The organism is Nonomuraea sp. ATR24, from assembly GCF_041950485.1.
GTDB lineage: Bacteria > Actinomycetota > Actinomycetes > Streptosporangiales > Streptosporangiaceae > Nonomuraea > Nonomuraea ceibae.
Window position 1 is genome coordinate 94,185 of record NZ_JBGNUU010000023.1, and the last position, 19,970, is coordinate 114,154.

At 72.8% G+C, this 19,970-nt stretch carries 18 protein-coding genes; 7 read left to right on the plus strand and 11 right to left on the minus strand.

Going from position 1 to position 19,970, the window contains the following annotated elements; genetic code table 11:
- Window positions 1-220: 220 nt before the first annotated feature.
- Window positions 221-1,117: a helix-turn-helix domain-containing protein gene (locus ACBI99_RS38055; RefSeq protein WP_375074698.1), complete on the minus strand. Its 897-nt coding sequence runs from the start codon at window positions 1,115-1,117 to the stop codon at window positions 221-223.
- A 196-nt stretch (window positions 1,118-1,313) separates the two neighbouring features.
- On the opposite strand from ACBI99_RS38055, the gene ACBI99_RS38060 reads away from it, so the two are divergent.
- Entirely contained in the window at window positions 1,314-1,538 is a 225-nt protein-coding gene (locus ACBI99_RS38060; protein WP_219507999.1) for an antitoxin, read from the plus strand.
- On the opposite strand, the gene ACBI99_RS38065 is transcribed toward ACBI99_RS38060, so the two are convergent.
- Complete coding sequence (locus tag ACBI99_RS38065) at window positions 1,535-2,437, minus strand: LLM class F420-dependent oxidoreductase (RefSeq protein WP_375074699.1); 903 nt, start codon at window positions 2,435-2,437, stop codon at window positions 1,535-1,537. The two genes, ACBI99_RS38060 and ACBI99_RS38065, sit on opposite strands and share 4 nt — an antisense overlap.
- Window positions 2,438-2,653: 216 nt before the next feature.
- Here ACBI99_RS38065 and ACBI99_RS38070 point away from each other — a divergent pair, with 216 nt between their 5' ends.
- Complete coding sequence (locus ACBI99_RS38070) at window positions 2,654-3,130, plus strand: hypothetical protein (protein WP_375074700.1); 477 nt, start codon at window positions 2,654-2,656, stop codon at window positions 3,128-3,130.
- 9 nt (window positions 3,131-3,139) lie between these two features.
- On the opposite strand, the gene ACBI99_RS38075 is transcribed toward ACBI99_RS38070, so the two are convergent.
- From ACBI99_RS38075 to ACBI99_RS38115, 9 genes are all read right to left on the minus strand, one after another.
- Window positions 3,140-3,943: a pentapeptide repeat-containing protein gene (locus ACBI99_RS38075; protein WP_375074701.1), complete on the minus strand. Its 804-nt coding sequence runs from the start codon at window positions 3,941-3,943 to the stop codon at window positions 3,140-3,142.
- Between the two features lie 17 nt (window positions 3,944-3,960).
- On the minus strand, window positions 3,961-5,007 hold the full coding sequence (locus tag ACBI99_RS38080) for a hypothetical protein (protein WP_375074702.1): 1,047 nt from the start codon (window positions 5,005-5,007) through the stop codon (window positions 3,961-3,963).
- A 9-nt stretch (window positions 5,008-5,016) separates the two neighbouring features.
- Complete coding sequence (locus ACBI99_RS38085) at window positions 5,017-5,475, minus strand: hypothetical protein (protein WP_375074703.1); 459 nt, start codon at window positions 5,473-5,475, stop codon at window positions 5,017-5,019.
- 66 nt (window positions 5,476-5,541) lie between these two features.
- Complete coding sequence (locus ACBI99_RS38090; protein ID WP_375074704.1) at window positions 5,542-5,682, minus strand: hypothetical protein; 141 nt, start codon at window positions 5,680-5,682, stop codon at window positions 5,542-5,544.
- A gap of 78 nt (window positions 5,683-5,760) precedes the next feature.
- Complete coding sequence (locus ACBI99_RS38095; protein ID WP_308125881.1) at window positions 5,761-7,221, minus strand: serine/threonine-protein kinase; 1,461 nt, start codon at window positions 7,219-7,221, stop codon at window positions 5,761-5,763.
- Between the two features lie 166 nt (window positions 7,222-7,387).
- The gene (gene argG / locus ACBI99_RS38100) at window positions 7,388-8,833 is read right to left on the minus strand and encodes an argininosuccinate synthase (RefSeq protein WP_219507992.1); all 1,446 of its coding nucleotides are present in this window, start codon (window positions 8,831-8,833) and stop codon (window positions 7,388-7,390) included.
- Window positions 8,834-8,881: 48 nt separating this feature from the next.
- Window positions 8,882-9,400, minus strand: coding sequence for a carboxymuconolactone decarboxylase family protein (locus tag ACBI99_RS38105; RefSeq protein ID WP_219507990.1), 519 nt, complete (start codon window positions 9,398-9,400; stop codon window positions 8,882-8,884).
- Between the two features lie 90 nt (window positions 9,401-9,490).
- Window positions 9,491-12,583, minus strand: a complete 3,093-nt coding sequence (locus tag ACBI99_RS38110; protein ID WP_219507988.1) for a BTAD domain-containing putative transcriptional regulator — start codon at window positions 12,581-12,583, stop codon at window positions 9,491-9,493.
- Window positions 12,584-12,883: 300 nt separating this feature from the next.
- The gene (locus ACBI99_RS38115; protein WP_219507985.1) at window positions 12,884-13,069 is read right to left on the minus strand and encodes a hypothetical protein; all 186 of its coding nucleotides are present in this window, start codon (window positions 13,067-13,069) and stop codon (window positions 12,884-12,886) included.
- Between the two features lie 431 nt (window positions 13,070-13,500).
- Between ACBI99_RS38115 and ACBI99_RS38120 the strand changes: the two genes are divergently transcribed.
- The 5 genes from ACBI99_RS38120 to ACBI99_RS38140 all read left to right on the plus strand — a co-directional run bounded on the left by ACBI99_RS38120 (window position 13,501) and on the right by ACBI99_RS38140 (window position 19,948).
- A complete protein-coding gene (locus tag ACBI99_RS38120) occupies window positions 13,501-13,839 on the plus strand; it encodes a hydroxyisourate hydrolase (RefSeq protein ID WP_219507983.1) in 339 nt (112 codons plus the stop codon).
- Window positions 13,840-13,851: 12 nt separating this feature from the next.
- Window positions 13,852-15,597 (plus strand): 2-isopropylmalate synthase, encoded by a 1,746-nt coding sequence (locus ACBI99_RS38125; protein ID WP_219507981.1) that lies wholly within the window; start codon window positions 13,852-13,854, stop codon window positions 15,595-15,597.
- Between the two features lie 190 nt (window positions 15,598-15,787).
- Window positions 15,788-18,562: an AAA family ATPase gene (locus ACBI99_RS38130; RefSeq protein ID WP_375074705.1), complete on the plus strand. Its 2,775-nt coding sequence runs from the start codon at window positions 15,788-15,790 to the stop codon at window positions 18,560-18,562.
- 53 nt (window positions 18,563-18,615) lie between these two features.
- Window positions 18,616-18,813, plus strand: a complete 198-nt coding sequence (locus tag ACBI99_RS38135; RefSeq protein WP_219507978.1) for an acyl-CoA carboxylase epsilon subunit — start codon at window positions 18,616-18,618, stop codon at window positions 18,811-18,813.
- 145 nt (window positions 18,814-18,958) lie between these two features.
- A complete protein-coding gene (locus ACBI99_RS38140) occupies window positions 18,959-19,948 on the plus strand; it encodes a DUF1702 family protein (protein ID WP_375074706.1) in 990 nt (329 codons plus the stop codon).
- The last annotated feature ends 22 nt before the right edge of the window (window positions 19,949-19,970 follow it).

The window sequence follows — 19,970 nt, forward strand, 5'->3', positions numbered from 1 at the left end:
AGGGAGGGGCCTCCCGTTGCGGGTGGTCCCGTGGTGGGAGGTCGTTGGCGGCCGCTGAAGGGGCCAGCCCCTGAAGGCATCAGCCCCCTGAGAGCGGCGGGCCGTTGAGGGGCGGGCCTGTCGGGGTGGCGGGTTCCTCTGGAGGGGTCAGTGCCGCCAGGTGGTGGGGGTGTTGAACGCCTCGCCGGGACCGGAAGCCGTACGAGGACGGGGTGGAGGCTCAGGTCGTGAGCGGCGCCCCGTGGCGGAAGTCGCGGGGGGAGGCGCCGTACGCGCGCCGGAAGGCGCGGCTGAAGTCGGCGGCGTGCGAGAACCCCCACCGGGCGGCGATGCCGTGGATGGGGACGTGGCGCAGCGCCGGGTCGGCCAGGTCGCGGCGGGCGCGTTCGAGGCGCTGGGACCTGATCCAGGCGACGACCGTGGTGCCCTGCTCCTGGAAGAGGCGGTGCAGGTAGCTGACGGAGATGTGGTGGGCGGCGGCCAGGGCGCCGGGGGAGAGGTCGGGCTCGCCGAGGCGCCGCAGGACGGACGCCTGGATGCGCAGGGTGAGCGCCTGGCGGTGTGCGTGCGGGGCGGGCCCGCCGTCGCCTTCGAGCGTGGAGGCGAGCAGCGCCGACACGAGGTCGAGCAGCGCCATCCCGATGCGCGGCCGGTCGGCGGGCGTGCAGGAGGCGGCGGTGTCGGCGACGTCCGTGACGAAGCCGGCCAGGAGGGCGCCGAGCCCGTCGCGGGCGGGGATGCGGCGGCCGAGCACGCGGTCGACGTGCTCGTCCGGCAGCGGGATGAGCGCTTTGGGGATGGTGACGGCGGCGGTCTGGAAGGTGCCGGTCCCGGGAGCGGCCTCGAAGCGGGCCGTGGTGATGCGGGTGACGTCGTGCACGAGCAGGTCGCCGGCGCCGGTGGTGAGCCGCCGGTCGTCCCAGGCGGCGTGCATCGTGCCGCGTAACGGGAGCAGGAGCTGGTAGGCGCCGTGGGCGGAGGAGTCGGCGACCCGCGTCAGCCGCAGGGGCGTGAACGCCTTCTTCTCCACCCGCAGCGCGCCCAGCTCGACCTCGCTGCCCACGGCCTCGAAGCCGGGGTCGCCGTCGGGCCTCCTGGTCAGCATTCCGTCGAGCACGTCGCCCCCCGATCAGGTCGCCTGCCGCTGTACTCCGTACGGTAGCCAATCGATCTTGACGTCGCGTTCGCTGCCGTCCCCCGGGTAGGAGGGGCGGGGTCGCGGTCGCCGCCGCCCCTCGGGTAGGGGAGCGGGGTCGCGTTCGCCGCCGCCCACGCCGGGTAGGGGAGCGGGCGAGACGAAGGGGGAGGCTTTCATGAGCGGCATCGGAGACTGGGTCAGGAAGGCCGAGAACCTGGCCAGGAAGCACTCCAAGCACGTCGACAAGGCGGTCGACAAGGCCGAGGAGATGGCCAAGAAGCGCACCGGGCACAAGTACGACGAGCAGATCGGCAGGGGCGTGGACGAGGTCCAGCGCCGCTACGGCGGGGGCGGGACGGCCGAGCCGCAGCGGCCGGCCAGGCCGGAGGACCGGCCCTAGACCTGCCCGGGGGCGTTCGCGGGGCGGCCCGGCGTGGTGACGGTCGCCGGCCCGATGCCGGCGACCTGCCGCGCCACCTCGCCCAGCAGTGCCAGCCCGGCCTCGTCGGCGGCGTCCGGCAGGGCGGCTATGACGTGCTCGATGCCCTGCTCGGCCAGCTCGCCGCACCGCTGCACGGTCTCGTCCACGCTCGCGTCGCCGGAGACGCGCAGGTGGAGGGTCTTCTCGATCTCCTCGTACGGCCTGCCCGCGCGTTCGCAGTGGGCGCGTAGCACGGCCAGCTTGTGCGGCACGTCCGCGCCGTACAGGAAGTTGCAGGCGTCGGCGTACTCGGCGACGAGCCGCAGCGTCTTGCGCTCGCCGCTGCCCCCGATGAGGATGCGCGGCCGAGCCGCCGGTGCGTTGACCGGCCGCTCCAGCCGGTAGTGGCGTCCCTCGAACGGCTCCTGGTCACCGGCGAACATCCGGCGCGCGATCCGCAGCGTCTCCTCCAGCCGCTCGAACCGCTCGGCCACCGGCGGGAACGGCAGCCCGAGCCCGCGCGCCTCCTCCTCGAACCAGCCCGCGCCGATGCCCAGCACCGCCCGACCGCCGGACAGCGCGTCCAGCGTGCTGACCTGCTTCACCAGGAATCCCGGCGCCCGGTACGGCGCCCCGGTGACGAGCGCGCCCAGCGTGACGCGGCGGGTCAGCGCGGCGGCGTAGGAGAGCGCGCCGTACGCCTCCAGCATCGGCTCGCCGACGCCGCCGAAGTTGGGGATCTGGAACAGATGGTCCATCACCCACAGGCTGTGCAGCCCCGCCTCGTCCGCGCCGCGCGCCACGTCGGCGAACCGGCCGGCGATCGCGGCGTCACCGCCGGGCCAGGTGAAACGAGGGCAGGTCAGACCGAGTCTCATCGCGGGGTTCCTCCGATTCCGGGCATGAAAAAACCCTCCCACCTGGGTCCTGGACCCGAGGCCGAGAGGGCGTCGTCCTCCTATTCTCTCACGCCCCGCGTCGCACCTGGCCGGAGCCCGAATCCACGGTCGCGGGATACACATCGCACATGGTTCAATGTGTCGCACCAATGGACATATGCCGCATAGCGGTCGTCCCATCACTTGAGGAACGCCTTGCACAAGATCGTCCCTGCCCTGGTCAGCCTCGTGCTGATCTCCGGGGCCGGCGCCTGCGGCGCCGCCGGGCCGGCTCCGGCCGCCGCGCCCGTGAACACTCCCCCCGCGGTCAGCGCCACGCCGGTCGTGATCGACGAGATGCCCGACGAGGAGCCCATCGCCACGGCGACCCCGGCCCGCGTCGGCAGCCCCGTCACGGTGAAGGGCAAGGGCAACAAGAACACCAAGAAGTTCGAGCTGTACGGCGACTACGAGGTCAAGGTCACCTACTCCGGCAACTCCTCGCAGTACGGCCCGACGAACTTCATCATGTCCGTCGAGGCCGTCGGCGGCGCGCAGCCGGTGGACGGCTCGATCGCCAACGTCATCAAGAGCAAGGGCCGGATCGACACGAACATCTACGGCTTCGCCGGGGAGTACTACCTGGACGTCGACGCCGAGGGCGTGTGGCAGGCCGAGTTCACTCCTCAGTAGCGGATCCCGCTAGCCCGCGCCGCACCGCCTCCCGGTGCCCTCCCGGGGCCAGGAGGCGGCCCGTTTCAGCTGGGACTCGTCGGCGACGACGTCCGTGACGTCCGCGTTCGTGGCGTCCGCGCCGCGCAGGTCCACCCGGCGCAGTTCGGCGCCGTACAGGCAGGCCTCGCGCAGGTCGGCGCCACGCAGGTCGGCGTCGTTCAGGCGCGCCCGGTCGAGGTTCGCCCCACGGAAGGACGCCCCCGGGGCGCGCGCTCCGCTGAGGTCCACGCCGTGCAGGTCCAGGCCGTCCAGGACGGCGCCGGCGAGCTGGGCGCCGCGCAGGTTGACGCCTTCGAGATCGCCCGCGGTCAGCGTGCGGCCCCGCAGGTCCGGTGGGGACGACCCGGCCGTGGAGTCGGCGGTCACGCCGGGCCCCGTCGAGACAGGCGAGAAGAACGGGACGCCGCGCTGGTAGCCGAGCCAGGCGAGCGCGATGAGGACCACCGCCAGCCCGGTCACCGCCAGGCGATGGCCGGGTTGCAGCACCTCGTCGCCCACGTACAGCACGAGGACCGCCACGACCACCACCCCGCTGAGGAAGGTCCCGAGGGACCCCCACAGCATCCCGACGGCGACCATGATCACCAGCGTGACGAGCGGCCACACCCACAGCCACCGGTCGCGCGCGCGTAACTCCCGCCCGGCCGGCACGGGGGCGACCGGCATGGGGCCCGCCGGCGCCGCGTAGTCGGCGACGGTCACCGGCGCGGCCACGGGAAGCTGGCCGTCGCCGGGCGCCTGGGGCGGATGGGGCGTCGTCGGGTCGCTCATCGGGGCACCTTGGTCGTTCACTCTTCGTCCGCGGGGGAGGGCGCCGCCTCCTGTGGCGGGAGCTGCTCCTGCGGCTGCTGCGCGGGCGGCACGTACGCCAGGAACGGCGGCCGCCCGTCGGCGGGCGGGGCCGCCTGGAGCACCTGCATGAGGATCTCGTTGCGGGCGCTCTCCTGCGCGATGTCCTCGGGGTGGGCCAGGCGCAGCCGGTCGTAGAAGGCGAACCGGTTCATGTCGATGAGCGTGGCGATGGCCGTGCCGTACTCGGCGGCCAGCGCCACCGCGCCACGATAGGACGCGTACGCGATGCCGTACGGGACCAGCGCCAGCAGGAGCCAGGCGCCCTCCCGCCACATGAACGGGACCGTGACGACGGCGGCGAGCAGCCCGAGGACGGCCGTCCGCACGGCCAGCTCCATCTGGGTCCGCTGGTTGTTGAGGTAGGTGAGCTCCTCGGGCTGCGCGGTCATGGCCATGCGGGGAAGGGCCACCAGCGGGTCGATGCCGTACATCGAGCCCGCCCGCCGTTCGTGGCGGCGCAGCATGTTGCCGAGCCGGGTCGGCAGGATCTCCTCCGGCCGGTCCGGGTAGCCGGCTCTCAGGCGGCGCATCTCCGCGTTGAGCGCGTCGGCGCGCAGGGCCTCGACGGTCGTGTCAGGCGCGGACGGCTTGAGCTCGTCGTCCAGCCGGGCCAGGTACCAGGCGCTGGCGCCCATCCGGTCCTGGATCGTCAGGCAGCGGCGGCGATGGTGCAGGGTGCGGGACAGGGCCAGCGGTCGCAGGAGCGGGCCGTTCCAGTAGCCCTCCATGAACTGGACGAGCATGAACTGCAGCGGGTTGGCCGCCAGCGCGCCCGCCACCGTGAAGATCGTCAGCAGGACGGCGTCCGTCAGCTTGAGGCCGTCGAACACCTTCGACCAGTCGAGGCGGCCGTCCCAGGCGCCGCTTCGCATCAGCAGGTAGAGGTAGGTGGCGAACAGCGCGGACGGGATCACGCTGACCACCGTGAAGTAGCGGCCGATCCGCGTGATGCCACCGGACGCGCCCGTGATCAGGTTCGCCATCACCGACCCTCAGGAGGTTCTGAAATTCCGGTCGCAGTACACACATGTCATGACATCGCCGGTGGGCACGTTGAGCAAGCCGCATCCCGGCCAGGGGCACCTTAGCAGGGGGAAGTCGTGCCGGTTCGGGCAGTGGCACAGCCCGTCGTCCCCCAGCCTGCTGCCACCGGAGCAGAGCGGGCACGCGTGCCCCAGGATCCGGCCGTCCACGTCGCAGCGCCAGCCGTCGCGCCCGCCGTTGACCATGTAGTGGGTGTTGCGGGAGCTGAGCCGGCAGCGCGCCACCAGGAAGCGCCTGCCGCACGAGACGCAGGTGTGCCTCGGCGGCCGGGCCTGCTGCGGCGCGCCGCAGCGCCGGTGCGGGCAGCGCACGCCGCCGCCGGCCGATCCGCCCTGGCCCGGGGGCGTGATGGGCGGATGCGATTGGGTCAGCGACAGCATCACCCACAGGCGTACCGGCAGCCGCATAGGCCGATGATGAGGGATGGACCGGCTCCCGCCAAGACCGGCGCCCGGATCTTCCCGGCCGTCCTGTCAGCGGGCCGGGCTCCTGGTCCGGACCGCGGCGTCGAGGCCGGCGGCCGGGCGGGGCCGGCCCGTGGCGCGCAGGGCGGCCGAGAGCGTGGCCGCGGCCCGTTCGAGGTGGCGGGGGAGCGTGAGGTGGTTCTCCAGCACCGGCAGGATGCGGCTGACCCGGTCCGCCAGCCGGTCGGCGTGGCGCGGCTCGACGTGCGGCAGGACGTCGGCGGCGGGTCAGCGCCGCTTCTCGACGGCCGCCACGACGTAGGCGGCGGCCCGGTCGAGGTCGGCGAACCCGGGGCGGGCGCCGGTGAGCTTGATGCCGACGGCGACGTTCGTCATGCGGAAGGAGACCTCCGAGGTGTACTGCTTGCGCATGAAGGAGAACGGGCTGCGCTGGGTGAAGCTGAACGCCTCGTCGCCGATGTCCGGGCCGGCGCGGACCTTGGTGCCGGGGGTGCGCCTCGGCTCCTGCTTCATGTTCTTGACCTGCAGGTCGTGGAAGTTCTCCGCGCCCCAGACGCTCGGCGTCAGGTACGCCATCACGACCATGGTGGCGTTGTCCGGGCCGGTCCAGCGGCAGTGATACTCGCTGAAGAACTGCTCCTTGGCCGGTCCGCCGAACACCTTGCGTGCCTGGGCGGCGGTCAGCAGGTCGCACGCCTCGAAGGCGTTCGTGAACAGCTTCGCCGTGCCGGAGGCGGACGGCAGCGCCGTCACGGGCGAGAACGGCCGGATCACGGGAGCGGTGTACGGGAACACCTTCGGCAGCACGACGGCCACCGCCGCGGCCGTCAGCCCGACGGCCAGCAGCGCGCCCAGCACGATCGGCGCGCGGCGGCGGCGCAGCCGGCCGGGCGCGGTGCGGTCGTCGTCCAGGACGCCGGCCTCGCGGGCGACCCCTTCCATCGCGGCCGCCGCCTGGGCGGGGGAGCAGCGGCGGGCCGGGTCCTTGTCCAGGAGGGCGGCGAGCACGGGCGCCATCGGGCCGGCCCGCCGGACCGGGGCGGGCTCCTGCGTCAGCGCCGCCGCGATCGCGGCCGCCGGGCTGGCGCGGGCGAACGGGGCGACGCCCTCCACGGCGGTGAACAGCGTCGCGCCCAGCGACCACAGGTCGGAGTGCGGGCCGTCGGGCTCGCCGCGCAGCCGCTCGGGCGCGATGTAGCCGGGCGAGCCGGACAGCATGCCGCCCTGGGTGATCGCCTCGTTCCCGGCGACGGTGGCGATGCCGAAGTCGGTCAGCAGCACCCGGCCGTCGTCGGTGAGCAGCACGTTGGCGGGCTTGACGTCGCGGTGCAGCACGCCCGAGGCGTGCGCGGCGCCGAGCGCGTCGAGCATCCGCAGGCCGATCGCGGCGACGCGGCCGGGCGGCAGCGGCCCGCGCTCGCGGACCACCTGTTCCAGGGAGCGTCCCCGGACGAACTCCATGACGATCCACGGCAGCCCGCCGTCGAGGACGACGTCGTGGACGGTGACGATCGACGGGTGGGAGCGCAGCCGGGCGGCGGCCCGCGCCTCGCGCAGCGTGCGCTCGGTCAGCTCGGCCCGCTCGCCCTCGCCGAGGCCAGGCGGCAGCCGGATCTCCTTGACGGCGACCTCCTGCTGGAGGAGCTCGTCCTCGGCTCGCCAGACGGTGCCCATGCCGCCCTGCCCGATCGGGGCAAGCAGCCGATAGCGGCCGGCGAGCGGCGTCACCACGGCCGACGCGGCCGGCCCCGGACTCCTGCGCTCGCGCTCGCCCCTGCCATCCGTGCCTCCAGCCGATCTCTGGCTCCTGCAGACAGGCACGATATTAGGGGCGAGCGGGACAGATGCGCGGGCTTTCGATCAATCGGACCCGACACCCGGTCAGACGGGGTTGTCAGTCGGTGCCGAACTCCATCGCGGCGTTGTCGAGCAGCTCGTCGTCGGGCACCTCGCCCCGGGAGGCGATCACTTCGGCGCCGCCCTCGGGCATCTCGCCGATCAGCTCGGTCGGGGCCGGCTGCGCGGCGCCGATCAGCGCCTGCTGCGGGCTGCCGACCATGCCGAGCCCGGCGTACTGCTCCAGCTTGGCGCGGGAGTCGGCGATGTCGAGGTTGCGCATGGTGAGCTGGCCGATGCGGTCGGACGGGCCGAACGCGGAGTCCTCGGTGCGCTCCATCGACAGCTTGTCGGGATGGTAGCTGAACGCCGGGCCGGACGTGTCGAGGATCGAGTAGTCCTCGCCGCGCCGCAGCCGCAGCGTCACCTCGCCGGTGACGGCCGTGCCGACCCACCGCTGCAGCGACTCGCGCAGCATCAGCGCCTGCGGGTCGAGCCAGCGGCCCTCGTACAGGAGCCTGCCCAGGCGGCGGCCCTCGTTGTGGTAGCTGGCGAGGGTGTCCTCGTTGTGGATGGCGTTGACCAGGCGCTCGTAGCAGATGTGCAGCAGCGCCATGCCCGGCGCCTCGTAGACGCCGCGGCTCTTGGCCTCGATGATCCGGTTCTCGATCTGGTCGGACATGCCGATGCCGTGGCGGCCGCCGATGGCGTTGGCCTCCAGCACCAGGTCGACGGCGGTGGGGAACTCCTTGCCGTTGATCGTCACCGGGCGGCCGCGGTCGAAGCCGATCGTGACGTCCTCGGTGGCGATCTCGACGTCCGGGTCCCAGAAGCGCACGCCCATGATCGGGTCGACCAGCTCGATGCCGGCGTCGAGGTGCTCCAGCGCCTTGGCCTCGTGGGTGGCGCCCCAGATGTTGGCGTCGGTGGAGTAGGCCTTCTCGGAGCTGTCACGGTAGGGCAGGCCGTGCGCGAGCAGCCACTCCGACATCTCCTTGCGGCCGCCGAGCTCGCTGACGAAGTCGGCGTCGAGCCACGGCTTGTAGATGCGCAGGGCCGGGTTGGCGAGCAGGCCGTAGCGGTAGAACCGCTCGATGTCGTTGCCCTTGAAGGTGGAGCCGTCTCCCCAGATCTGCACGCCGTCCTCCAGCATGGCGCGCACCAGCAGGGTGCCGGTGACGGCCCGCCCGAGCGGGGTGGTGTTGAAGTAGGCGCGCCCGCCGGAGCGGATGTGGAACGCGCCGCAGGTCAGCGCGGCGAGCCCCTCTTCCACGAGGGCGGCGCGGCCGTCGACGAGCCGGGTGACCTCCGCGCCGTAGGCCGTCGCGCGGCCGGGCACCGAGGCGATGTCGGGCTCGTCGTACTGGCCGATGTCGGCGGTGTACGTGCAGGGGACGGCGCCCTTCTCGCGCATCCACGCGACCGCTACGGACGTGTCGAGGCCGCCGGAGAAGGCGATCCCGACACGTTCACCGACAGGCAGGGAGGTGAGTACCTTGGACACGAGGTGAAGTATATACATACTTCTGCATGACCATGCAATGCGCCTCCCCTATGTGGCCGGCTCCAGCCCCGTGAGCAGGTTGAACGTGCCCGTGAGCTGGTTGAGTGCGACCAGGGCCGGCAGCTCGGCGATGATCCGGTCGCTCCAGCCGTGCGCCCGCAGCCCGGCCACGTCGGCGTCGGTGATCGACGAGGGCTCGGCCAGCAGGCGGACCGCGAGCTCGATCAGCGCCGTCTCGCGGGCGTCGGTGGAGGCGCCCTGACGGGCCAGCGCGATGTCGCTCTCGCTCAGTCCGGCCGCCCGCGCCGCCTCCGCGTGCGCCTGGAGGCAGTACGCGCAGCCGATCCACTCCTGGACGGCCAGTGAGACCTTCTCGCTGAGCGCGCGGGGCAGCTTCACGCGCTTCATGGCCCGCGAGAAGTCCAGGTAGCCCTGGAGCGCGGCGGGGGAGTGGGCCATGGTGGCGACCATGTCGCCCACGCCGCCTCTCCTGCTGACGATGTCCTCGAGCAGTTCCCGGGACTTGCCGGGGGCCTCGGCGGGCTCCAGGGGGGTCAGGCGTCGCATGCGTCCTCCTCGATCTCGATACCGTACCCCCCTAAGGTATATGACGGGTCGGAAAATTCCCGCCGGACAGGCCCGGCGGGAATGGGCCGGTCAGGGCAGCGGCTCGCTCATCGGGTCGGTGTAGGGCGAGCGGGGTTCGAAGGCCGCCGACGCCAGCGGGTCGCGCAGCGACTCGCCCGCCCGGTCGCCGACCTGATCCATCAGCTCGCGCACCCGCGCCTGCGCGGTCGCCGCCGCATCCGCGTCGACGACCTTGCTCAGCATGAGCAGCGTGCGCGCCTCCAGCAGCGGCGTGCGCATCTGGCGGAACAGTGCCGCCGCCCGTTGCAGGCAGCCGGCCGCGTCGGCCTGGTCGCCCGCCGCCAGCGCCAGCTCGCCGAGGCCGCCCAGCGCGTGCGCCTCCGCGAGGCGGTGGCGGGAACTGCTGGCCACCGTGAGCGCCTTGCGCAGCAGCGGCTCGGCCTCTTGCAGCTTGCCCTGCCGCAGCCGGGCCACGCCCAGCCCGTGCAGGGCGAACGCCTCCCCGATGGTGTCGCCGATCTCCTGCACGACCGCCAGCGACTCCTCGAACGCCCCCGCCGCGATGGCCACCTCGCGCGCCCGCAGGTGCACGTGGCCCATCCGGTGCAGCACCTGGGCGGTCACCCGGCGGTTGCCGCCGCCCTTGCTGCGCACCAGGGCCTCGGCCAGCAGCATCTTGGCCCCGTCGATGTCGTCGCAGTCGGCCTTGATCTGCGCCAGGTTGTGCAGCGTGTGCGCGGCGCCGATCTGGTCGCCGATGGCCGAGAACATCCGCAGGGCGTGCTGGAGGTGGCCCATCGCCGCCTCCATGCGGCCGTTCATCCGCTCCAGCACGGCGATGTTGCGGGTCGTCTTGGCGATCTGCAGCTCCGCCCCGACCTCCTCGAACAGCGTCAGCGCCGCCTCGAAGTCGCGCGCGGCGTCGTCGAAGCGCTGCTCGGTCAGCGACAGCGAGCCCCTGGCGTACAGCATCTCGGCCTGGCCGCGCCGGTCGCCTCCCGCACGGGCCGCCTCCAGGGCGATCTCGTGCGTCTCGCGCCAGTCGTCCAGGTAGACGCGCAGCTCGAAGAAGGTCTCGGCGTTCATCGCCAGCCGCCAGCACAGCTCCACCAGCCCGGCCTGGGCCGCCTGCCTGATGCCGGCGAGCAGCACGTGACGTTCGCGCTCGAACCAGGCGATCGGCTTGGCGACCAGCCGTTCGATCAGCTCCTCCGGCAGCGGCGAGGGGATCTCGTGCGCCGGGTGCGGGCCGGGCGAGGGGCCGTACTCGCGGCGGCGGGCCGCCTGCGTCAGGTGGAGCAGCGCGCTGAGCACCCGGGCCAGCGCCTCCGAGCGCATGTCCGGCGTCTCCTCGGCGGCCAGCCGCTCGCGCGCGTAGACGCGGATGAGGTCGTGGAAGCGGTACTGCACGCCGACGTGCCGCCCGGTGCCCAGCACCTCGACGAGCTGGGCGTCGGCCAGGTCGTCGAGCAGGTCCTGCACGTCGGCGAGCGGCTGGTCGAGCAGCGCGGCCCCGGTCCAGGCGGAGAAGACGTGCGCGTCGAGGATCGCCAGCCGCCGGAACAGGCGGCGCGCCTGCTCGCTGATGCCCTCGTAGGTCAGCGACAGGCTGGCCCGGATGCCCATGTCGCCGTGCATGAGCTCGTCCAGCCTGCGGGCCTCGTCCCGCAGCCGTTCCACCAGCTGCTCGACACCCCAGTACGGGCGCGCGGCCATGCGGGCGCCGGCGATGCGCAGCGCGAGCGGCAGGTAGCCGCACAGCTCGGCCAGCGCGGCGGCGGCCTCGGGCTCGGCCCACACCCGGTCGGCCCCGGCGATCCTGGACAGCATGTCGACCGACTGGGCGGCGTCGAACAGGCTGACGTCCACCTGGGTCGCCCCGGCCAGCGCGCCGAGCCGGCTGCGGCTGGTGACGATGACGGCCGAGGCGGGGTTGCCCGGCAGCAGCGGCAGCACCTGGCTCTCGGAGGCGGCGTCGTCGAGCACGATGAGCATGCGCCGGTCGGCCAGGAGCATGCGGTACATCTCGGCCCGCTCCTCCAGCGTCTCCGGCAGCGCGGTGCCCGACACGCCGAGCGCGCGCAGGAAGCGTTCGAGCACCTGCATGGGGCTGGCCGGGCGGGAGACGCCGCCGTGCAGGTCGGCGTAGAGCTGGCCGTCGGGGAAGTGCTCGGCCACGCTGTGCGCGGTGTGCACGGCGACCGTGGTCTTGCCGATCCCGGCCCGGCCGGCGATGGCGACGATGGGCACGGCGAAGCGGGCCGCGCCGTCGGGCGGCTCCGTCAGCCTCTTCTTGATCTCGTCGAGCTGGCTCTGGCGCCCGATGAAGTCCGCGATGCCGGCGGGCAGCATGCCCGGCACGGAGGAGGGGCCGGGACGCGGCTCGACGGTGACGAGCGTGGGCGGCGCGGGCGCTTCGAGGCTCTCGTCGGCTGTGAGGATGGCCGATTCGAGCTGTTGTAATCGCTCGTTGGGCTCGATCCCCAGCTCCTCGATCATCATGCGGCGGGCGTCGCGGTAGACCTGGAGCGACTCGGCCTGCCGTCCCGACCGATAGAGGGCGGTCATGAGCTGGGCGATGAAGCGCTCGCGCAACGGGTGGACGCTGACCAGGCCGGTGAGCTCGCCGACCAGCTCGTGGTGGCGGCCGAGCTCCAGCTCCAGCTGGATGCAGTCCTCGTTGGCGGTGATGCGCTGCTCGGTGAGCTGACCGGCGATGGCCTGCAGCAGCCGGCTCTCGATGCCGTCGAGCGCGGGGCCGCGCCACAGCCCGAGCGCCTCGCGGTAGTGGCGGATGGCCTCTTCGGGGTTGCGATCGTCGCGGAGCTTGCGCGCCCTGGCCACCAGGGTCTCGAAGACGCGGGCGTCGATCTCGCCGGGCTCGGCCAGGAGCGCGTATCCCTGCGGCTTGGTCACGATCATGTCGGGCCGGCCGTGCGCGGCGAACACGCGGCGCAGGGCCGAGATGCAGATCTGCACCTGGGCGCGGGAGGTCGCGGGCGGCTCGTCGTCGTAGATGGCTTCCATCAGCCGGGTCATGGCGACGGGCCGATCTGCGTTCAGAAGCAGCGCGGCCAGGATGATTTGCTGGCGCGTGCCGCCCAGTTCGAGATTTCTCCCGTCGGCGGTGGCTTCGAGTGCCCCCAGTAGTCGAAACTCCACGCACATCTCCTTGATGAAGCCGCCGCCCTCTTCGGCAACCGTCCAGGCCCCCCGGCCGGACAAGGTGCAGGGCGGAATTTGGCTGACACCATATTTGAGATTATGGCCCCAAGGTTGCCTGGTGGGGTGCTGGCTATATTACAAGATCGGCAGGCATTTATCGCGATGGTCGCGTCTGTGAAGTTCGGCCGATTTGTGCGTTACACTACAGTGCTGGGCCACTTGTGGCCACAGGGTAATCCCCATTAAACCGCGAAACGGCCGAGACCCTGAGGTCGTCGGCCGCTCGCTCCGGGATGCTCAGCCCCAGGGGTCGCCGGGGCCGTCGGCCGCGATGCCCCAGGGGTCGCCGGGACCGTTGGACACGATGCCCCACGGGTCGCCGGGGCCCTGCTCGGTGGCGGACGCGGCCGCCGCGTATGCCGGCACGGTCGAACCCAGGGCCAGGAAAGCGGCTGCGGCCGCCGCGAGAACGATGATCGACATGCGGATCCTGGCGGCGCTTGTGGCGATGGTCCGGCCCATGGTGCGTACCTCCGTCTGGATGTCGCGGCGCTCTCCCCGCCGCTCGGCCCAAACGCTCGCACCGGCGACCATCGACCCCATATCGGCGCGCTTCCGGCGCGCCATTCGAGCAGGTCGACGGCCATTCCCCGGAGCGCTTCCGCGGAAAACCCCGCAATCGGCGATAAGGCGTTCGCCGGCCCGCCGCGGGCCCCGATAAGTGCCCGATAGCGCGGCGGGGATCCGGCGATAGCGCGACGAAGGCGCGGCGATAGCGGCCGCCGCAACCCTTGTCGCGAGCCCGGGTGGCGCGAGCACGCGGCGGGTCACTCGGGTGGCCAACAGGCCCGGGGGGCGACCACCTGGGCGCGGACGAACCGCGGCAGACGGAACTCCTGAACAGGTGGCGTTTGATGGGGATTGACGTGCAGGCGCTGGACAGCGTCTACGGGCGGCCGGCCGCCAGCGTGGACGTGCGTCTGGACCGTGCCGACAACGGTCACTGGGTGATCGACGCCCAGTCGGTGACCGATCACGAAGGGCGCGTCAAGGAGTGGCGGGAGCACCGGCTCGACCGCGGCCTGTACAGAATCGTCTTCGGAAGTGATCGCTACTTCGTGAGCCTCGGGCTCACCGCCGCTTATCCGGAGATCGTCGTCGTGTTCCGCATGACGGACGAGGCGTGCACCTATCAAATTAACGTTCTGCTCTCGCCGCACTCTTATTCCGCCTATTTCGGCTCGTTCAACTGAGTAGGGCGCGCGATGAACACCAATCGGTATGACGCATTTCCGCTGATCCCGCTCCACGACCGGACGTGGCCCACGGCCGCGATCACCGCCGCGCCGCGCTGGCTGTCGACAGACCTGCGCGACGGCAACCAGGCGCTCGCCAGGCCGATGGGCCCCGAGCGCAAGCTGGCCATGTTCGAGCTCCTGGTGAGCATGGGCTACCGGGAGATCGAGGTCGGCTTCCCGTCGGCAAGCCAGGACGACCACGACTTCGTCCGCCTCCTCGTCGAGGAGGACCGCATCCCCGACGACGTGCGCATCACCGCGTTCGTGCCCGCCCGCGAGGACCTGGTGGAGCGGACCGTGGAGAGCCTGCGCGGGGCCGCCAGGGCGACCCTGCACCTCTACAACGCCACCTCGCCGGCCATCCGGAACCTGGTGTTCGGCATGGACCGCGAGCAGTGCCGCGAGCTGGCCGTGCACGGCACCCGCCTGGTCATGGCCTACGCCGACAAGCTCATCCCCGGCTGCGACCTGGCCTTCCAGTACTCGCCCGAGCACTTCAACGACACCGAGCCGGACTTCTCCCTGGAGGTCTGCGAGGCGGTCATGGACGTGTGGGAGCCCGGCCCGGACCGGCCGATCATCCTCAACTTCCCCACGACCGTCGAGCGCTCGACCCCGAACGTCTTCGCCGACCAGATCGAGTGGATGCACCGCAACCTGTCCAGGCGCGAGCACATCTGCCTGTCGGTGCACACCCACAACGACCGCGGCACCGGCGTGGCGGCGGCCGAGCTGGCCCTGATGGCGGGGGCCGAGCGGATCGAGGGCTGCCTGTTCGGCAACGGCGAGCGGGCCGGCAACGTGTGCCTGGTGACGCTCGGCATGAACCTCTACACCCAGGGCATCGACCCCGGCATCGACTTCTCCGACCTGGACCGGGTCCGCCGGGTCGTGGAGAGCTGCACCGGCATCCCGGTGCCCGCGCGGCACCCGTACGGCGGTGACCTGGTCTACACGGCGTTCTCCGGCGCCCACCAGGACGCGATCAAGAAGGGGTTCGACGCGCTGGAACGGGAGTCGGCGCGGACCGGGCTCGCGCCGTCGGAGCTGCCGTGGAGCATGCCGTACCTGCCGGTCGACCCCAGGGACGTGGGCCGGACGTACGAGGCCGTCGTGCGCATCAACAGCCAGTCGGGCAAGGGCGGGCTGGCCTACGTGATGAGCGCCAGGCACGGGCTCACGCTGCCCAGGCCGCTGCAGATCGACTTCGCGCAGGTCGTGCAGGCGCTGGCGGAGGCCGAGGGCGGGGAGATCCCGCCCGAGCGCGTCCGGGAGGTCTTCGAGGCCACGTACGCGGTCGCGCAGGCGCCTCCGGCGGTGGAGGGCGCCACGGTCGAGCTCTACCTCGACGGCCCCGCGTACGGCGGGGCGGCCTGGGCCGGGACGCTCCGCACGCTGCGCGCGGCCCTGGCCGACAAGGGCTTCGACGTGCGCGCCGTCCACCACATGGGCGGCCCGGCGGGCGAGCGCGAGGAGGTGGCCGTCTACGCGCGGTTCGGCGACGGCGACCGGGCGGTGTGGGGCGCCGGCATCCGCGGCGACGTCGAGGCGGCCGTGCTCGCCGCCGTCGGGTCGGCCGTGGCGCGGTCCTGGCCCGCCGTGCCCGCGCCGGCCGTGCCCGCGCCGCCCGCCCCGCGCCCCCCGGCGGACCCCGAATGCCGACGTCAGCGGCCCGTTCCGGCCCGGGCACGGCGGTTGATAGCCGGACGATAAGGATGCGATGGGCCCCCGGCATAGCGTTCGGACCAGGCAGCGAATCCGAGGTGAGGATCATGAGGCGCACCCAGGTGCGGAAGCGCAGGCCGCGCACCCGTGACGACGGCCACCGCTACTGGCTCGACCTGCGGACACCGTCAGGACGGGTCCTGCCGATCTGACCGCGGCGATTCGAGGGGAGACGGCCATGGGACTGATCGAACGACACGAGGAGCTGGCTGCTCTGGAGTCGCTCCTCGCCAACGCGGTGCTGAGCCGGGGCCGGATCGCCCTGGTCAGCGGCCCCGTCGCGACGGGCAAGAGCACGCTGCTGCGCTCCCTGGCCGAGCAGGCCATCGAGCTCGGCGCGCTGGCCGTCTCGGCGACCGGCTCGCTCATGGAGCGCGACCTGCCGCTCGGCGTGCTGCGCCAGCTCATCCAGGACGCGCCCCTCCCCGAGGCCGACCACGCCCGCGCGATGGCCCTCATCGAGGAGGGCAGCCGGGCCGCGACCGTGGCCGGGCCCGAGGCCGACCAGCTCGTCGACGCCCAGGTGGTGCACGCGCTCTGCACGGTCCTGCTGGACCTGTCCGAGCGGTGCCCGCTGGTGATCGCCGTCGACGACGTGCACCACGCCGACCGCACCTCGCTGCTCTGCCTGGCCTACCTCGCCAGGCGGGCCAGGAGCGCCAGGATCGTGGCCGTGTTCGCGCACTCGGACCGGATGCGCTGCGCCGACGCGTACTTCGAGACCGACCTGCTGCGCCAGCCGCACTGCCGCAGGCTCCAGCTCTCGCCGCTGTCGCGCGATGGCGTCGAGGAGCTGATGGCGGCCGAGCTCGGCACGGAGGCGACCGAGCGCTTCGCCAAGGAGTGGTACACGCTCAGCGGCGGCAACCCGCTGCTGGCCGGCGCGCTGGCCGAGGACTACCGCGAGTACCTGCGCTCGGTGGGCGAGCCGCCTCCGGAGCCGGTCGTGGGCGATCAGTTCGGCCAGGCGGTGCTGTCGTGCCTGCAGCGCGGGCACCCGCAGACGATGCGGGTGGCGCGCGGGCTCGCCGTGCTGGGCGAGACCGACGGGCTCGACCGGCTGCTCGGCATCGCGCCGATCGACATCAGCAGGGAGCTGCTCTCGCTCGGCGCGGCCGGGCTGGTCTCCGGCCGCGACTTTCGCCACCAGTCGGTCTGCCGCGCCGTCCTGGCGGGCATCGACCAGCAGGAGCGCATGGACCTGCACCGCCGGGCCGCCGAGGTGGCGCACGACGCGGGCATGACGCCCTGCGTGGTCGCCGACCACCTGCTGCAGGCGGCCCGGGTGGAGGCGCCCTGGGTGCTGCCCACGCTGGAGGAGGCCGCCAGGAACGCGCTGCGCGCCGGCCAGGTCGAGTCGGCCGTCGCCTACCTGCGGCTGGCCTGGCGCGAGTGCGACGACGAGCAGCGCCGGTTGAAGATCATGACGATGCTGGTGCGGGCCGAGTGGCGGATCAACCCGGCCGCGCCCGCCGGTCACCTGGCCGAGCTGGCCGAGGCGGTCAACCGGGGCAGCCTGCGCGGCGGCGACGTGGTCGTGCTGGCCCGCGCGCTGCTGTGGCACGGCCGCTTCGACGACGCCCGCGACGTGCTGGAGCAGCTCGGCGAGGAGGGCGACGCCGCCGACCACGAGACGATGGCCGAGATGGTCGTCGCCCAGCTCTGGCTGCGCGTCACCCACCCGCCGCTGCTGACCGGCCTGCCGCGCCCGGCGGGCCGCCGCGCGCTGGCGGGCCTGGTGTCGGTGGCCGTCAACCGGCGGGTGGAGGCCACGCTGGCGCTCGCCGAGGTGCTCACGCGGGGCCCGCGCGAGGAGAGCATGAACGCGGTGGAGCGCATCCTGGAGGACTCCCACCTCGACGAGATGTCGATGGACACCGTGGAGAACGCGCTGCTCGCCCTCACCTACGCGGGCCGCTGCGACCGCGCGGTGCCGTGGTGCGAGCGGTTCAGCGCCGAGGCGATGTCCAGGCAGGCGCCCAGCCGCCAGGCCAGGCTCGCAGCGATCCGCGCCGAGATCGCGATCCGGCAGGGCGACATGCCCGCCGCCGCGCACCACGCCCGCATCGCGCTCGACACCATCCCGATGAGCAGCTGGGGCGTCGCCATCGGCGGGCCGCTGAGCAGCCTGATCATCGCGCTGACGGCGATGGGCAGGTACGACGCGGTCCGCGAGTACCTGGACCGGCCGGTGCCCGAGACGATGTTCCAGACCCGCTACGGCCTGCACTACCTGTACGCGCGCGGGCGCTACAGCCTGGCCAACGAGTACTTCGCGCTGGCGCTGCGCGACTTCCAGCGCTGCGGCGAGCTCATGGTCACCTGGAACCTGGACACGCCGGGCCTGATCCCGTGGCGTGCCGACGCGGGGGAGGCGTGCCTGCGGATGGGGCACGTCGAGGAGGCCAGGGAGCTCATCGAGACCCAGCTGAGCATGTGCGGCGCCGAGCTGCGCCGGGGCCGGGGGATCGCGCTGCGGTTGCAGGCGGCCGTCTCCGAGCCGGCCCGCCGTCCGGCCCTGCTGCGGCAGGCGACCGAGTACCTGCAGATGGCCGGCGACCGCTACGAGCTGACCCGGGCGCTGTTCGACCTGGTGGAGGCGTACGACTCGCTGGGCGAGTACCGGCGCGCCCGGACGATCGCGGGCCGGGCGCAGGCGGCGGCGCGCGAGTGCCGGGCCGAGCCGATGATCGACGCGCTGAGCCGCGCCGACGACCCGAGCGTGGTGCCGGCGCCGCTGCCGAGCGAGCTGATCGGCGTGCTGAGCGACGCCGAGCGGCGGGTGGCCGCGCTGGCCGCGGCCGGCTACGCCAACCGGGAGATCGCGGCGCGCCTCTACATCACGCTCAGCACGGTCGAGCAGCACCTCACCCGCACCTACCGCAAGCTGAACATCAGGAGGAGGGTGGACCTTCCGCTGGTCGTCGAGTTCGACAGCCAGGTGGAGCACTGACGGAGTTGCGCGCTCCCGCCGCCCGGCCACACGGTCGGAGGCGGAGGTGCGTGATGGAGCCGATCGCCGAACTGATCACCGTCCGGGGGAACGCGACCCCGGAGGAGCTGGAGGCCGTCGTCCTGGCCGTCACCCGGCTGGTGGCGCGGGCCAGGGCCAGGTCCGAGGAGGAGCGGGCCTGGTCGGACCCGGCCGCGCTGGTGCGCCGGCCGGTCGCGGGGAGCTGGCGGCTCAGCGGCTGGGCCGGCTGACCTCTCCCATCCGCATTCGTGCTATTCGTGGCGATTTGGGCTACCACCGCAATCTGCGAAAAGCCCCCTCCCGCCGCCGAACGCATCCTGTTGAGGTGCCCGGCCCTACGGCCGGTCGAGTCGGTAGGCGAGGAGAGGTTCCACGATGTCGACATTTTTCGGTTCGCTCCGCAGGCTCGTGCTCGCCCCGTCCCTGGCCGAGGTGACGTTCGCCGGACGCGGCTTCCCCGGCCCGCCCACCGCCGACACCGAGCGGCTGGAGGCGATCCCGCAGGCCGTCGTCTGCGGCTTCGAATGGGGCATCGACGCGCGTGACCAGTGGGAGGTGCAGCGCAGGCTCGACCTGGTCGCCGCCGACCACCGCGGCTTCGCCTACGAGGGCGCGACCATGGCCTTCACCGTGCTCGACGCCATGGGCGGCAGGCGGCGGCAGCGCACCCGGGACCTGCTGCTCGGCCCGGGGCAGCCGCACATCTTCCTCGCCTACATCGGCATCGGCTTCGCCATGGCCCGGCTGCCCAGGCCGCTGTGGAAGAAGGTGCTGCCCGACCTTTCCGGCTCGCCCTACCACCCGGTGATGAGCTGGCTCGCGGTCGACGGCTACGGCTTCGACCTGGCCTACTTCCACACCCGGCGATACGTCGACGAGCAGCGGGTGCCCGCCCCGTACCCGTGGCGCGGCGAGCCCGGCTACTTCCCCCGGGCGGTCGACCAGGGCGTGGGCCGCGCCCTGTGGTTCATCCACGGCGGGCGGGCGCCCGACGTCGCCGCCGCCGTGCGGCGCTTCGCCACCGCCCGGCAGGCCGACCTGTGGAGCGGCGTCGGCCTGGCCGCCACGTTCGCGGGCGGCAGTGCGGGCGGCGCGCTGGCCGCGCTGCGCGAGGAGGCCGGCGAGCACCGCGACGAGCTCGCCCAGGGCTCGGTGTTCGCGCTCAAGGCCCGCCACTACTCCGGCCACGTCCCCGCGCACAGCGAGGCCGCCGGGAACGTGCTCACCGGCCTGTCCGTCGACGCCGCCGTCGCGCTCGCCGACGACACCGCGGTCGGGCCCGGCCGTCCCGGCGGCGTCCCGGATTACGAGCAGTGGCGCCGCAACGTACGCGCGCATTTCGCGGTTGAAAACGCCGCACGATGATCCCGCATTAACGCGGTAAGCA